Source organism: Nocardiopsis prasina DSM 43845 (assembly GCF_000341265.1).
Taxonomy (GTDB): domain Bacteria; phylum Actinomycetota; class Actinomycetes; order Streptosporangiales; family Streptosporangiaceae; genus Nocardiopsis; species Nocardiopsis prasina.
Window position 1 is genome coordinate 1 of the sequence record NZ_ANAE01000208.1, and the last position, 15,883, is coordinate 15,883.

The 15,883-nt window shown below is 63.9% G+C and carries 6 protein-coding genes and 2 pseudogenes; 1 reads left to right on the forward strand and 7 read right to left on the reverse strand.

Annotation, left to right across the window (positions count from 1 at the left end):
- The 7 genes and pseudogenes from D452_RS28980 to D452_RS28985 form a co-directional block, all read right to left on the reverse strand.
- A partial coding sequence (locus D452_RS28980) for a DNRLRE domain-containing protein (protein ID WP_239646453.1) occupies positions 1-8,171 on the reverse strand: 8,171 nt, incomplete at its 3' end.
- Positions 8,172-9,380: 1,209 nt separating this feature from the next.
- Positions 9,381-10,541 (reverse strand): hypothetical protein, encoded by a 1,161-nt coding sequence (locus D452_RS0125520; protein WP_026129679.1) that lies wholly within the window; start codon positions 10,539-10,541, stop codon positions 9,381-9,383.
- A gap of 453 nt (positions 10,542-10,994) precedes the next feature.
- Positions 10,995-11,278: pseudogene (locus D452_RS32055) on the reverse strand (helix-turn-helix domain-containing protein); the annotation flags it as partial.
- A 347-nt stretch (positions 11,279-11,625) separates the two neighbouring features.
- Positions 11,626-12,774, reverse strand: a complete 1,149-nt coding sequence (locus D452_RS0125530; RefSeq protein ID WP_026129680.1) for a glutathione-independent formaldehyde dehydrogenase — start codon at positions 12,772-12,774, stop codon at positions 11,626-11,628.
- Positions 12,775-13,518: 744 nt separating this feature from the next.
- Positions 13,519-13,926, reverse strand: a complete 408-nt coding sequence (locus D452_RS0125535; RefSeq protein WP_239646454.1) for a hypothetical protein — start codon at positions 13,924-13,926, stop codon at positions 13,519-13,521.
- A gap of 943 nt (positions 13,927-14,869) precedes the next feature.
- Positions 14,870-15,019, reverse strand: a complete 150-nt coding sequence (locus tag D452_RS32000; protein ID WP_387519390.1) for a DUF397 domain-containing protein — start codon at positions 15,017-15,019, stop codon at positions 14,870-14,872.
- Positions 15,016-15,246, reverse strand: coding sequence for a Scr1 family TA system antitoxin-like transcriptional regulator (locus D452_RS28985; protein WP_017546973.1), 231 nt, complete (start codon positions 15,244-15,246; stop codon positions 15,016-15,018). Before D452_RS28985 ends, D452_RS32000 begins: the two co-directional genes overlap by 4 nt.
- A gap of 64 nt (positions 15,247-15,310) precedes the next feature.
- On the opposite strand from D452_RS28985, the pseudogene D452_RS30535 reads away from it, so the two are divergent.
- Positions 15,311-15,508, forward strand: a pseudogene (locus D452_RS30535) (transposase); the annotation flags it as partial.
- Between the last annotated feature and the right edge of the window lie 375 nt (positions 15,509-15,883).

Below are 15,883 nucleotides of genomic sequence, written 5' to 3' on the forward strand. Positions count from 1 at the left end.
CCCCCCCTTCCCCCACCGCCACCACCACCGCCGCGGACAATTGAGCCTGCAGTTGCGCTAGCGAATTTGGGCCCATTGTTGCGAGGCCCAGAAGGTCGCCCCCCCAGTCCTGGGTAGTAGCAGGGCCCACCACAAGTACCGTCAGCCAGAATTCCCGGCTCCATGAGAGTTCCCCAAAAAGCGGAAACAGGGTTCGAGTACCGACGAAGCCGAGCAATCCGGGCCGCAGTCCTCATCGCCTCACTCCGGGCAATCTGTTTGAGCTTGCGATTGACTTCGGCCATGCTTTCACGAATTTTCGTAGCGGCGTTATGGCCACTCGGGTCGACATACATAATCGGGTTCGCATTACCGTAGGTGAACCGGTTGGCCTGAACCGAAGGGAACGGATCCAATGTCATGGTGTCGCGGGAGGCGAAGCGTCCGGTTCCGGGCTGGTACCAGCGGGCGTGCATGTTGACATCACCGGTGTCGGGGTCCGTCCACTCGCCCTGGTAGCCCACCGACGACGCGAGACTGTTGCCGAGCTGTTCGCCGAAGGGGCCGAAGTCCGTCGAGGTGACCACCGTGCCAGTACTGGTGTGGGCAGCCACCAAATCCCCATGAGAGTTGCCGTAGGCCAGAGCCGGAGTCTGCCCCTGGTCCGCGACACTGGTCAACTCCCCCGAAACGTCACGCCCGTACTGGGAAATCGGTGTGTCCGTCCCGTCCAGCACAGCGGTCGGGTTGTTGCCGAGTCCCTGGTAAACGAAGGTGTGCTCCTGGCTTCCGGCTCCGCGCTCGGCCACACGACCCAAGGCGTCGTAGGAGTACTCACCGGACCCGTTGCCCGCGCTGATCATGCGCTCGAAGCCGTCGAACTGCGGGGTGCGCAGCTCGCCGTCGACGAATTGGGACCTGAGGGTCCCATCGGGGTTGTAGGCCCACGTGTCTCCCCCGCTGGAGGCGATGAGCTGGTTGCGCTCGTCGAACTCGAAGGTCTCAGGACCGGCCTGGACACGGTTTCCGGAGGCGTCCCAGGTGTACTCGGTCTCCTGTTCGTCCGTTGAGGTCCAAGAGATCAGGCGTGATGCCTGGTCATAGGCGAACTTGTGCCTCCCGGAAGGCATGGTGCCCTCAGTGGAGCGTTCGGTGATGTTTCCGGCACCGTCATAGGCATAGGTAGTGGACACAGTTGTCTCACCCGCGGAGGAGACCAAGGTGTCCTCAGTCAGTTGGGAGAGCGGATCGTAGCTGAAACTCCGTACTGAACCGCCGTCGGTGGTCACCGAAGCGACCTGGCCGGTCTCGTCGTAGTCGATACTCAGATCCGTGCCGGTCACCGGGTCGTGCTGCTCGATGACGCGTCCGGCGGCGTCATAGCCGAAGGTGGTGGTGCCAGTAACGACATCCAACCTGGTGTCGGCGCGTCCTGCCGCGTCATAGCTAATGGTGGTCCCCGGCGCCACGCCCTCGAAGGAGACGGTGTCCGGCCCTAGGAACTGCACCTGGTTGCCGCGGTCGTCGTAGACGATCTCGATGTACCCGTCCGGGGTACCGATCTGTTTCGGACGCCCCAGGAGGTCGTACCCGAAACCACGGTCCTCGGTGGCGACCGCAGAGCCAGTCGCCGTTTCCCGAGTCAGGACGCCCAGCTCGTTGTAGGTGCGCTCACGCACCATGCCGCCAGGCACCTCCTGCCGGACGGGGTTGCCTCCGGCATCGTAGAAGGTACTCCAAGTGCGGTCGGCCAGATCCGCAGCCGTATCGGTCGCGGGTTCGATGAGGTCGGCGACTTCCCCGTTGGGCGTGTAGGTGGTGTGGGTACTGTTCCCACGGCCGTCTGTGATCCGGGTCTGCTGCCCCAGAGCGTTGTAGCCGAAGCTGGTCGTGATGCTCTGGGAGCCATCGACCGGTTCGATGAGGCTGGTCGGCAAGCCCTGGGCGTTGTACTCAGTGCGCACCGCATTGCCAAGGGGGTCGGTCTGCTTGATGGGCAGGCCAGCGGCGTCGTACTCGGTTGACTGGGTTCGGAGCTCGTTGTTCTCCGCGTCCAGGATCCGGGTCCGGACCAGGCGTCCGGCCAGGTCGAACTCCGACAACGCCTGTGTTCCCGCCGGATCGGTGACCTTGTACAGGCGTCCGGCGAGGTCATAGTCGAATGTGGTGGCCACACCGACAGGATCGACCGTTTCCACCAGCTCACCCAGCGCGTTGTAGGCACTGGTGCTCTCGTTGCCGAGCTGGTCGGCGACCGAGACCTGGTTTCCCATCACGTCATAGGCGAGGTGCGTGGTGTAGGCCGCCGCAGCAGGGAGCCGTTCGATCTGGGTGTCGGTGACCTGCCGACCAAGGTCGTCATAGGTGGCCTCGGTTCTGGCCTCCAGTGGGTCGACCACAGCGAGCATCTCCCCGGCCGGGTTGTGGAAGAAAGTCCACTCGCCGGCTTCGGCGGCACCAGTCAACTTGGGGTCGGTGATCCCCGTGAGGTGACCCAATTGGTCCCAGGTGTAGACGCGGGTGTTGCCCAGGGCGTCAGTCTGCTCGATCATGCGGCCCAGAGCGTCGTAGCTGGTCCGCGCTCGGGGGGTCACCGGCTCGCCGTCCGCACCATCGAAGGTCGGGGCCTGGGCATCGGTCTGCTGTCCGAGCAGGTCATGGCCGAAAACCGAGGTGTTTCCTTCGGCATCCCGTTGATGGGTGAGGTTACCGACCAAGTCGTAACCAAACGCGCTGGTGGGGCTACCCGTGATGGTTAGCTCACCGTGTCGTTCGATCTTCGTCTCAGGCAGTGCTTCCTCGACCAGGCGTCCGAGCTCGTCGTAGGTCATCCGCGTGGTGAAGTCCGACGTTGTCGCTCCGCTTTCGTTTCCACGCGGGTCAGTGATCGCGGTGACCAGTCCGAGTTCGTTGAACTCGTAGCTGGTCAGGAGCTCCTCACCATCGACCTGAACGGCTTCCTCAATGAGGTTCCCGGCCGAGTCGTATGCATAGCGCATCCGCTCAACGCGTTCGGAGGGGTCGGTCAGAACGACCTCGAGGACGTTGTCGCGCGCGTCGTAGGTGTAGGAAGTACTCCGAGCCAGGCCTTCGGGGTCATGGGTCTCGCTGGCCAGTCGGGAGGCTTCGTCCCAGACCATGTCTGCGCGTGTGGTGCCGTTGCCCGTCAACGTACGGATCGGGTTGCCCGCCGGGTCGTAGAGGTGTTCCTCCAGGACTACGTCTTGAGGTTCCTCGCTGTCGTTGAGCATCGCGCCGGTGGCGATGGTCTGCGCGGGAAGCCCGTCGGCATAGTAGGTGTAGGAAGTGGTGCGGCCGACAGCGTCGGTGGTTGAGGCCAGGTTGCCGTTCGGATCGTAGGCGTAAGACTGAAGCACAAGAGGTGCGGGGGCATTGTCTTCGTCTGGGTGGCCGGTCCAGCCTTCGATGATGTGTTCGGCCACGTGACCGCGGTCAGTGTAGGTAGTGCGGAACTCAGTGCCGACTGCGTCCTGGTGGTAGGTCTGCGCGCCGGTGGGGTCGTAGCCGTAATGCTCGGTATTCCCCTCCGGGTCGGTCCGGGCCGACAGGTGCCCGTAGCGGTTGTAGGCAAACTGGGTTGCGCGGTCCGGATCACCGCCGGTCAGGTCGCTGATCGTCAGGCGGACGGGGTTGCCGTCCTTGTCGTAGACGTGGCTAGTTCGCTGCTGGTGGGAGGTGTCGGTCAGCTGGTTGGGGACGGCGGGCCCAGTCTCGGTAAGTACGCGTCCAGCGTTGTCGTAGGTGAACGTCGTAGTGATGCCGTCGGTGTTGTCCTCCGTGATGTCCGTAGAGGACTTCACCCTGCCGAGCCCGTCATGGGTGTACTCGGTAACCAGCCCGGAAGGTTCCCGCACCCGGGTCATGTCGCCGTGGGTGTTGTAGGTGAAGCGGGTCTTGCCCTCGTCGGCATCCCAGGTCTCGACCAGGAGTCCGGCCGGAGCCATCCCGCCGTCCGTGGCTGGTTCCTTGTCGTCGGTGTAGAAGTAACGGATTGTCCGACCGTCGGGGAAGTCCTCAGTGGCAGGTCCGGTTTCGGAGATCTGGTCACCGTAGGAGTTGTAGCCCCACCAGGTGCGGTAGGTAGCGTCCAGGAAGTTCTCGGATCGGGCGTCCATGTGTGAGACGAGCTGGTCGTTGCGCGGGTCGAAGGGGTCGTCCGGGTCGTGATGGAAGGAGAACCACTCCCAGTGGCAGTTCTCAGCCTCCACGTCGCGGCAGCTCATCTGCCCGAGGCGGTTGCCGCGTTCGTCGTTGAAGAACCGTAGTTGTGCGCCGTTGGGCAGGGTGGTCTTGACCAGGAACCCACCGGTGTCATAGCCGTAGGTGGTCTGGTGACCTAGTTGGTCGACGTCAGTGACAGAGCGGTAACCTGCCAACGCGTCGTAGCGTGTCGAGGAATCGGCCGCGCGCGGGTCGGTGATGGTCACCTCTGCGGTGACCTGGGGCTCTTCGTCGTTGATGTTGCCGTTGTAGAGCCGGTCTGAGTAGACCCACTTGCCGCCGTTGTGGTCGTTGTGGATCCGCACCCTTGCGGTGGACTCGTCGAAGGACAGATGGGCCGAAAGGTTCCCTTCCGGTGTGGTGACTTCCTTCAGCCGGTCTGCCGGGTCGACACCGGAAGAGTGATGCAGTGCGACGGTGTCGGGGTGCAGAGGGCGCTGGTAGATCGCGACCTCGTCGATTTGCCCCTGGAAGGGGAAGTTCCCTAGCGAGGGCAGGGTCGCGGGCCACCCGCTGTTTCCCATGCCGTGGCCGACATAGACGAACTTGGTGTTGCGGTGCTCGACCTGGCCGCTCTTGGTCCCGATCTCCTCGCCATCCAGGTAGAGCGTCTGCGTCGTCCCGTCCGAGGTGAGGGCGACGTGGTGCCACTGCCCGTCGTTGACCGCACCGTCGGTGGTGATCGGATCTACCTTGCCGGAGGTGGTCCAGAACTGGGCCCGGAGCTTGCCGTCGGTACCCACGTAGACGAGCTGGGTACGTTCCTTGGGACTGGTGGGTTTGTCCAGAGCACCAATGACGGTGCCGTGCTCGGTGGTGGAGAACCAGGCCTCTACGGTCAGGCGAGTACCGATCCGGTGCAGGATCGACTCGGGCAGCTCCGCGTAGGCGCCCGCACCGGCCTCCATCGCGTTGGTGTTCGTCCCCGCGAGCACGCCGTCAGCGCCCGTCGGCTCCCCGACCATGACGGCCTTTTCACCGCCCAGGGCCGAGGGAACCTCGTTAGCGAAGGCCTCCCCGCCCGTCTCCTCGAAACGCCAATAGCCGTAGGGATTGGCGTCCATCACTGCGGCCCGGTAGTGCGAACCATCCTCGTAGGTGTAGGAGCTGCACTCCTGCTCCGGGTTGCAGGCCTGGCTCAGCCGCTGGCCATCATAGGTGTAGGTCCACTCAGCGGAGTCGTCACCGCCGCGCGCAGTCACCGACCTGACGCGCCCGTCCGACCAGGTGAAGTCCAAGGAGCGACCGCCATCCGCGGTCACCGTCGAGACCTGACCCGAGGCATCGTGGGAGATGGTCTGGGAACGGTCTCGATGGTCGGTGATCTCCAGGAGGAGACCGGCGTCGTCGAAGACGTAGGAAGTGGAAGCCTTGTCCATCAGCCGCCAACCCGTGGCGGTCTCGGCCAACACCGCGTGCATCCCCGAGGGGGGTGTGAAACTGTCATCGGCATTGCGCGCGAACCGGTGTTGACGACCGTCGGGGTACGTCACTACGACGTTCCCGGTGCCGTCCACGTCCTGTGCCAGGCGCATGTCGTACCGGGTGGACCACCCCGCGCCGAACATCCCGTCCTGGCGAGGGTCAGCGGAGTTGTAGGTGCGCATGACGCTCAGCGGCAGCCCCGCCGTCGGTACCGCGGCGTCGGTCACACTCTGGGTGTAATTGCCGATTAGCGCGTTGACCGTTCCCTGCTCGCCCGAGCCTCCGCCCGCCAGGTTGGAGGTGACCGAGGGCTGGTCGGGTTCAGCGATCAACCGTAGCCAGCCGCTTTCTGTGTGCTGGCTGCCATCACGGACGAAGACGTTCCACCAGTACTGGTTGCCCCACTTCATCTTGCCTTCCGGCAACTGCCAGGAGGTCTCCTCCTGCCAGCCGGAGTCCACGCACTCCCAGTCCGGCCACTCCCCGTCACAGAAGTTGAACCAGAACTCCATCCCGTCGGTGGGCCAGGCGTCATTGTTGCGACCCAGAGCAGTGAACTCAGGGGCCAGGGTCGCCACGCGCGCACCGTCGCGTGGGCTGTAGTCCAGCAGCTGCGGCGGGAGGTCGGGGATCTCCAGCTGAACTTGGGCTGTCATGGGCACGCCCCAGGCCGCAAAGGACTGGGCCTTGTGGGTCATGTCGAACTGGATGGTCCATGTGCCCGGAGGCAGGGGGTCGATCTTGGCCCGGACGGTCGCGGTTTGCCCTGTGGCCACGTTCCTGGGCATCTTGGTCGTGGGAGCGACGTGGTAGACGCGGTTACCGTTCTTGTCGAAGACCTGGTAACTGAGCTCGTAGCCGTTGGTACCTGTCCAGGTCTTGTCGCCCCGGTTGGTCACCTTGACGTCAACGTTGGTGCCCCGAGTGGCGTGCGGGGTGGGGTCGAAGACCGGAGGGGTCTGAGCGAAGGCGTAGTCCGCGCGGTAGGGGCTGTAGGTGACCGTCATGTACGGCGCGCCCCACGACTCGCGGCTGCCGAACTTCTTCCACCCACTGTTGCTGGTGTTGGAGGCCCGGACGGTAATGCCGTGGTTGGGTTTGTCGCCGTCGACCCAGGCCTGGATGAGGTTGCGGCCGCGCGTCCCTAGGTCGATGCCCTCGTATCGGGCGGGGCAGGAGCTGGAGCTAGCTCCGGCCGGCATCCAACCGCGTGCGAAGCTCGCGCTCCCAAGGGCGGTGGAGTTGTAGCTGGGTCCAGGGAAGTTGGAGATGGACTTCTGCGACCAGGACTGAGTTACTTCGTGCACGTGAACGGGGCTCGGGGTGCACGAGTAGGACCAGTGGTTGAACAAGTGGAGCTTGGCGCCGTAGATCTTGTGGTTGCTGAGCTCGTTGACCATCGCGTTGAATCGCAGGTACGAGGCAGTGCGGGTGGAACCGCCGTTATAGGTGCCGGCCTTGAGCTCCTGCTCGGTGTAGCGCGAAGTATTGAACCCGGTCTGGACGTATGTGTCCTGGGAGGCGTTGTAGTTCCAGGTCGAGGTGGGGTCCACCGCGACCGGGTAGACCCGCTCTTCATCGGTGAGCCAGTCGAAGTCAGCGCTGACCTGGAGAATCCAGCGCTGTTCTTCCTGTAGGAGTTCGAAATCGACGGCTTCGGACCAGGCCCCGTCTCCGGAGCGGGGATCGATGTCGGAGTCCTCCATGTACCCGGCGGGGATATGACCGACCGGTTCACCCTCGTCGTCGACCAGGTCGATGCTGCCATCTTCCAGTAGGACGGGCTCCAGGTTTTCGAGTTCCAGCGGGAACCGCCAGACCGCGTCCGCCTCGGTCTCGGGCAGGCTGTGGAGCCAGATGGTCTCCTTGACTCCGCCTCCCTTCAAGGACTTGAGCTCGATGTCCGTCCCGGGGAGGGCCTCGGTGTAGACGATGGTGTCAGGCTCGTCCTCCAGAACCTCGCCCTGAGTGCCAGCGGCACCTTCGAGTGAGAAGGACAGGCTGTGCCCGTCCGCCAGTTCCATCCTTGCGAGCTCGTCCGCGTCCGCATTCGTCGCGAAGAACACCTCCTGAGGACCGGCTACTCCGGTCCAGGTCAGAGAGTTTTCAGGGACGAGACTGGGGTCGAGTTCCTCCCAGGAGCCGTCTTCCGCCTCGAAGTGGAGGGGTTCTTGGGAGAAGTCCGTGGAATGTGTGCCGTCCTCGTTCTCGAAGGTCCGCGAGTACTCGTCGCGTTCCTCCACGAGCTCCACGCTCGTCTCAGAGTCGAAGCCTGTGACCTGCGGTTCAGGCTCTTCTTCGGCGAAGCGCGTCGCCGGGCTCTCCAAGTCCGGCGGGGCCAGAGTGTCCGCGTCCTCCGGCAGGTCCGGCCACTCATAAGAAAGCGCTCCGTCCGGAGCATCCGCGTTCGGTCCAGCACCTGTCGGCCCTGAGGAGCTGTCGACCAAAGCAGCCTCTGCCTCGTGGCCGAGTCCTTCCGCGGTGGCATCGTCCTGGTCCGGCGTCTCAACATCAGCAGCGGACACAGGGGTCAGACGGGGCATAGCCGGGTTAGCGGGCACACTCGTCATGGAGTCCGTCAGAAGGAGCACCAAGACGCAACCGACCGCCGTGGTCTTGAGCAACCTGCTCTTGGACCTCTGGCGTCGTACCTCAGCGTTATCGCCTCTGAGGAAGAACCGAGCGAGAGCTGCGCGCACGGACGACTGCTGGCCGTTCGACACGAACGGTCACCTCCGGATTACCCACGGCGAGCCGGGCGCGAAAAACACACCTATCCCTAGGCATGCACGCTTCCCCCAAAGCCCGCAAATCCGGAACAACGCCTAAACCAGACAGAACGGCGTAAATTTAGCATAAAGAGAGCGTCGTCCCGACGGGTACAGGGATCCAGACCTGGCTTGTTGTCTAAGCGAAATGCACCCAAGAGGCACCACACGCTGGAGTAACCGGGGATGAGGAGGGTTGAGCCAGCACTCACAGCCCACCAGCTGGGGTCCCAAAGACCGGCCCGTCACGACCTCCCAGCAGACGGGACAGGTGGAACCGCCCTGCGCTGGCGGAGCACACACGACAAGAACACGAGAGGGAGCCCCCGAAATCCTCGCCCGCGACCATCGGACGCCGATGATCGCCCGTGCGCGCTCCGTTTGTGCTCCGCAGTCTTGGACCGGGACGTCAGCGGGTGGCATGACACGGCACAGGACGGCATCCTGATTCGGATGGTGCGGGACGCAACGGCACGAAGTGACACGTGGCGGCACCCGGGCGCCGGACTTCTAATCCGACGGTCGCAGGTTCGAATCCTGCTGGGTGCGCCACAAAACCCCAGGTCAAACGGGGTACGCGAGGACCTCGGAAGAGGTCCTCGCTGTGTTTTCGGGCGATGTGTGCTCCTGGTGTGCTCCCCAATACAAGGCGAGTACAGGTGGGGCGCGACCTCACAGAGCACTTTGCCGTCCCGTGACCGTGCGGGCCCGCAGTCGATGTGCCCCCGCACGCCCTTCAACACCCCGCGGCCGCCTCTGAACCCCTACCCTGCGCGGGGGCAACCGGGGGCCGGACGAGCCCTCTCAGACGCCCATCGGAGTGTCCAACACAACCGGGGAGATTCACTTCGTGTCGTGTGCATGCCGTGGTGTTGGGACCGACCAGCTCATCAACTACGCACCCGTCCGGGCCTGTCTACCCGGCCACGCACGACCCCCGTCGACGTGAGGAACGTGTTCTCAAGCTCAGGAAGCCTCTCCGCGTTCTTGTAGAGATCCTTGGCGCTGTTCGTGCCTTTCTCGGAAAGCCTCGCGCCGCTCCCGTTCGCGCCGGCTGAAGGCGGCGTTGCGCACCGACTCCTCGCTCTCGAAACCGGACCCGATCGCACCCGCCACCGTGGCCGCCGCCGTCACCAGCACAGGGATCAGCACATAGGTGCCCGCGCTCGCTTGGCCAGCGATGTACGAATCCAGAACCCCTGGCGAGAGCAATACCAGCGCCGCTGTCAAGTTGACCAGATACAGGCCCACATACAAAAAAGCTACTCCGAGGCCCAAGGTCAGTACCGTCGTCGCGTTGAACAGCACCGCCTGTTGGCGCTCGTCGCGGGGGCGCGCCCCCACCGGTTCCCACAAGTTGTGGTAAACAATGAGCCATCCAGTCATCACCGACAGCGCTCCCATTGCCGCAAGGGCCAGGCGCCAGGCTGACAAAGTGGTCGCGATCTCCCAAACTGTGGCGTTGAGCAAATAGAATGCGCTGAAGGCAAAGGCACCGACCAGCGGGCTGGTTAAGCTCCAGGTCAGGCGCCAGGGCCGGTTGGCTCGTACCATCCCCAACAACAAACGCAGATTCCCCCACTTGGAGGAGATCCGGGCATCGACTCCGGCCTGGTCGGGGGTGTGACGCCGAAAACGCGCCGCTAGTAGGGGGATGCGGTTTCGTGCGTGTGGTGCGGTCCCCTCTTGGGGAGCCCCGGGTCTGTGCATATCAGCGACGAGCTGAGCCACTACCGCACCGACCCTGCGCCGCAGCGCCATGACCCCGAAGGCCGGTAACGAGACCACGACTACGCGCCGCTGGCTGTTCATGTCACCCATGATCGCTCGCTTGCCGCTGCGCATGGGCAGGTCGGTCACGCATACGACCATGTCCCAGCCGTGCTCGGCCAACTTGGTCTCGGCGAGCTCCATCATCGCCGTGTGGCGGCTATCGCTGGGCGGGAGGCGTTCCCAGTGCACCTGGGCGGCCCAGGTTTGTTCTGAGTCGACTTGTTGAGTCAACAACTGTGGAAGGTCCTGAGCGAGCTGTTCCCCGATCAAAGCTGGCATGGCGACGGGATCAGCGATCACGCCGACCGTAAGGCGGTTCTCGTTCTGGCCCTTCTGACGTTCTGCGTCCAGCAAAATTCTGCCTCTCTAATTGAGTGAGACCCAGTCAGGAAAGCTGACACACAAGCCCTGAAGAACAACACCAGACCTTGAACCTTGCAAGCACAGACCTCATTGCCTCATAAACGGCAGCGGATCCCCTACTGAAATCTTATATGGGAAAAGTGAAAAATGTACCCGTCTCCTCAAGGGGCTACACTTCGATTTTACTGATCTTTGATTAGGCGCTTGACGGAATAGGGCACGGATCCAACCGGACCGATCGGATGAAACCGCGCAACAAACCGGGCTGTCACTGGACCGAGCACAGATGGGACCGCAGCACCCGCTCCAGCTCCTCCGAGCTCCGGAACGCCCGGTTCACCAGATGGCCCGTCGGGTGTGCCCACAGTGTCTCGCCCGGCACTCCGATTGGGTTTCCGGTTTGTCATGATTTCTGGACTGCTTTTCCGCGGTAGTGGCAGCGCCGAGCGTCTGTTTGATGGTCGAGGCAGGGCGCCCCAGTTGGCGCCCGATCACTCGCAGGCTCTGGCCTTGGTGGTGCAGATCCGCGATCCGTTCCCGGTCGGTCAGAGTCAGAAAACGCGGGTACACCTGCGCTCCGAGCGCGGCTAGGGTTGGCGGAGGGCTGGTCAGGGACTTGGTGGTCGTCTACCCGGTGGGGAGTCCACGCTACGCCCGTCGGTGTAGAGCCAGCTATTACCGGACTTGCGTACCCTGTGGTCCCAGTCCCGTGCGGTGCGCTCATTCACCCCGACTTCTCACGCGGTCTGTCGGGGCACGTGTGCGCAGGCGTTCGTACTCCTGGCGCGCTGGGTACGGCCGTTGTCGGCGTTGTGCGCTCGGCCAGGCCTGACGAGCCCACCCCAAGGCGGTGTTCCGGTTGATCTCGAGCAGCCGGGCTACCTCGGTGGCGTTGCCGATCTGGTCCATCAGTTCCAGGAACCGTGCTCGCAGACGATCCCGTTCTTCCCTCGAAAACGACACCGTGGTCGCAATGTCCTGAAAGTCAGGGTGTTGCGACCACCGTTAGAACCTGAGCTCCTCCGGGCCCGCGTGGTGTAGGTTGCGTGGCCGACTGGCCGACCAGCGGCGTAGCTCACGCCAGCGCGGGCTTGAGCACCACCTTGGTCCAGCCGTCCTCGCGGTTGTCGAAGTGCTCGTAGGCCTCCGGCGCCCGCTGCAGAGGCAGGTCATGGGACACGATGAAGGACGGCTTCGCGCGGTCCCGGTGGATCATGTCCCGCAGTTGCCGGTTGTAGGCCTTCACCGGCGCCTGGCCGGTACCGATCTTCTGGCCCTGGAACCAGAACGTCCCCATGTCGAAGGTGAGCCGACCGTTGCGGGCCATCTCGTCCGACGCTCCGGGGTCGGAGGGCAGGAAGATGCCCACGACGCCGATGCCGCCGGTGAACTTCACCGACTTGACCAGGTTGTTCATGGTCATCTCGGGGTGCTCGACACCGAGATGGTCGTGGGCCTGGTAGCCGACGCACTCGCAGCCGCAGTCCGCGCGACGGCCGTCGGTGAGGTTGAGGATCTGCTCGACCGGGTCGCCCTTGGAGTCGTCCACGGCGATCGCCCCCATCCTCTCCACGAGGCGCAGCCGGTCGGGGTGGCGGTCGACCACCATCACCTGGGACGCCCCTTGGAGCAGCGCGGAGTAGGCCGCCATCAGGCCGACCGGACCCGCGCCGTAGACGACGCAGGACTCCCCCGGCTTGAGCCCGGCCAGGCGGGTGGCGTGCCAGCCGGTAGGGAAGATGTCGGCGACCATCACGTAGTCGTCCTCCTTCTCCTGCGCGTCCTCGGGCAGCCGCAGGCAGTTGAAGTCCCCGAACGGCACGCGCAGGTACTCGGCCTGCCCGCCGGAGTAGGGGCCCATCCCGACGAAGCCGTAGGCGGCCCCGGCCATCTCCGGGTCGGGGTTGGCCGTCAGGCAGTAGGAGGGCATGCCAGTCTCGCAGTTGCGACAGAACCCGCAGCCGATGTTGAACGGCAGACACACGTGGTCGCCGACCTTGACGCGCTCGACACCCTCGCCGACCTCGACGACCACGCCGAGGTTCTCGTGCCCGAGCACCTTGCCGGGCTCCAGGTCGGTGCGTCCTTCGTACATGTGCAGGTCGGAACCGCAGATGTTGGTGGCGGTGATGCGCACGAGCACGTCGGTGGGACGCTCGATCCGGGCGTCAGGGACCTCCTTGACGGAGACATCGCGGGATCCGTTGTACACAAGGGCCTTCATGATCTTCTCCAAGAATGGGCGCGGGACGGGCCTGGTGGAGCTTTCCGCCCTTGCTCCGACCCCTGCTCTCCTAGCACCGGGACGAAACAGCCTCACGCCCACGGTTCGGACAAAACATGTCAAGGTTCCGTGACTGACCGCCACGAGAGCCGGGACGCAGGGTCCACCATCCCCGCCACTGGTAGGCCGTGGTTGGCGGCCGCTTTCGCCCGTGTGGGAGGAACCTTCCGGGGACAGGGCTTCGGCGTCGCGGCAACTGAGCAAGCGCCGCGCAGGGGCGAAGTGCTGCTGGACGTCAACGACATCCAGCTCAGCCACCAGACCGAACTGCGCTGGAACAGCAACGAGGATTGGGCGTGGTCGGGCTGTCCCGTCCGTGAGCCGCTCATCGGGCCGGAGGAGTTCGACCAGGTTCAGACGCTGTTGGGCTCGCGCGGCCGCACGCGGGCAGGGGAGCACAAAGTTCACCGCACTCGTCGGCGCTACCTGTTTTCGGGGAGCCATGGAGTGTCTCGTGCCGAGTTCATTGGAGGCGAAGAACCCACGCTTCGTCTTCTGTGGACCCGGCCTTCCGCCCATAGTCGTCCTCGAACTCTGCTGACGGGATCAGCCACGCCGTGCGCTCAGCCGCCTCCGGCGGCATGGTGCAAGCCGAAACCAACATCCCCTTCGGCGGCCTCCAGGTTCACACGAGTGACGGGAGGCGATCCCGGCACACACCAGAGCTCGGACAAGGCTCCTCATTTACGGCGGATCTGCAGGAGACAAATGGATCTTCACCCACTGGGCTTCCTCCGGTCGGCGGGGATCCAGGTCGACCTGCATAAGCCAGCGCCCGGGGCGGAGGGGGATCTCGTCGAAGCCGCCTGCGTCACCGATCGAGAGAACCCCGGAAGGCAGGACGATCACGGACGCGTGGTCGGACGAGGCCATGGGAACAGCGTGGACGTAAACGTTCAGTTCGACGTCGGCGTCGTGCGGGTCCACTATGCGGCTGTTGGCCACCTGGATGGCGACATGGTCGTCCACGGCAAAGAACGGGCCGCCGCCGGAGAGGTGGTCGCCATCCCCGTCGTAGCCTCCAACGTCATAGCAGTAGATGCAGCCCCAGTAGTAGTCGCGTACGCAGTGGAGCACGGGTTCGGTCGTCATGGTCACCCAGTGTGCGATACCGCAGCGACACTCCACCGCGCCGTCAGGGCTGGCTCAAGGGCCCAGAGACGCTGCGCGCAAGCTGAGGTAAGACGACGTTCGAGTACGTGCCCCGACAGACGGGCGATGGACAAGTACGTCGCGAAGTGCCACCGGACGCCGCCAGGGGCCGGTGCGTGCTCCGTTGGTGCTCCGCAGTTTTGGACCGGGACGCCACCGGGCAGCACGACGTGGCACAGGACGGCATCCTGATTCGGATGGTGCGGGACGCAACGACACGAAGTGACACGTGGCGATACCCAACCATAGAACTTCTCATCCGACGGTCGCAGGTTTGAATCCTGCTGGGTGCACCACAAACCCCCAGGTCAGAGGGGTGCGCGAGGGCCTCGAACGAGGTCCTCGTGGCGTTTGGGGGCCATGTGTGCTCCTCGCGTGCTCCCCAGTCGGAGCACAGTCGCAGCAGCACCCGCGAGAACCCCATCGGACTTGGCCACCTCGCAGCCACGCCACCCCTCGGATTCTCGGCTGAGTCCTCCACACCGAACCTCCTGAGACAGCCCCACCCGCCTCATGACTGCCTACTGGAAGGCCTTCTGACAGGATCTGCGGCGCCTTGAGAGCGCCTCGTTCCCTCCAGCGCCTTCCCCTCACCCCTCCACTGACCCAACGACGAGCGCGTGTTGAGGCAGTGCTGACGGAGTAAGCGCAAGAACCTATCGGACCCTAAATCCGACGCAGCACTTCCCCTGGACGAAGCCGACATTTAGGACTTGACTACCACGACCAGCCGACCTCGTTGGCCACCCGCTCAAGAGCGCGGAACAGCATCTTGGCAGCCCATCACCAGTCGACCAGCTGTGCCTCGAGAGCGCACGGAGCCTCTCGGGCCTCGCGGAGTCAGAGCTTCGAGACAGCCACTTCCAGGAGGAGCATTCACTGCTCATCGGGGACCTCCAGGTGGCCCGACCCCCGGTTCTGCGAATCCCGAACGAGAACGGGAACCCGCATCCCTCCGCGCTTCCACGCAGTGGCCCTGGTTGCCGCTGTAGCTCGACCTTCGCCAGGTCGCGTCCACGGTTGTTCTCCTCACAGTGATGCGATGAAGAGCAGGCTTTCCTCAGGGGAGAGCGCGAGGCTCCTGAGGTGCCCGTACTGCTGCTGGCAGTTTCCCACGATCACCTGGTCGGTGATCACCTGACCCGATCCGGGCGTCTCCGCGTACACGTGTGACTCCGCATGGTCCATGTCGAGGATGACCAGGGGACCGTTCATCGCGCTGTGCGCACCACGACCGAACGGGAGTACCTGAATCTGCACAGTGGGATTCAATGCCCGCCGCAGCAACGCCTGGAACCGCCACCTGCGCCGCTGACCCCGCAAGCGCGGCACTGTCCACCGCCTGGCCCGTAAGGGTGGGGAGTCGTCGCAGCAGTTGAGTGGGCACCGATGGCAGGTCGAGCGCACCATGGCCTGGCTGGCCGGCTGCCGCCGCCTGCACCGACACTACGAACGCAAGGCCGACCACTTCCTGGCCTTCGCCAGCATTGCCTGCACACTGATTTGCTACCGCAGACTCACCAAAAGAGATGAGCTCGAACTACTATTCGCCAAGAGCACCCAAATTTCCCCATTCTTGAATACTCACAACACGTTCACCAAGAAACCACACACGACGACAGAAGTTGAAATTGAGTGAATTGCAGCATATGAATTTCTTCCGAGCGCGAAGATAACATGACGACTCCCCTTAACGGCGCCAACCAAAACAGCCCTTGCCGACTCAACAGCCATGACGCAGGTCACGCCAATGGCAGGGGCGGAAAAAAGGAAGCACCAAGCGTAATAGTAATCTCTTTCGAAGTTTGAAACGAAAGCCACTTGAGAAAGCTGGTAAATAGCTTCCGTAGCTAGCGCCAATGGCAGCACATAGAGCGATGTAAGCACCATGTCCAGG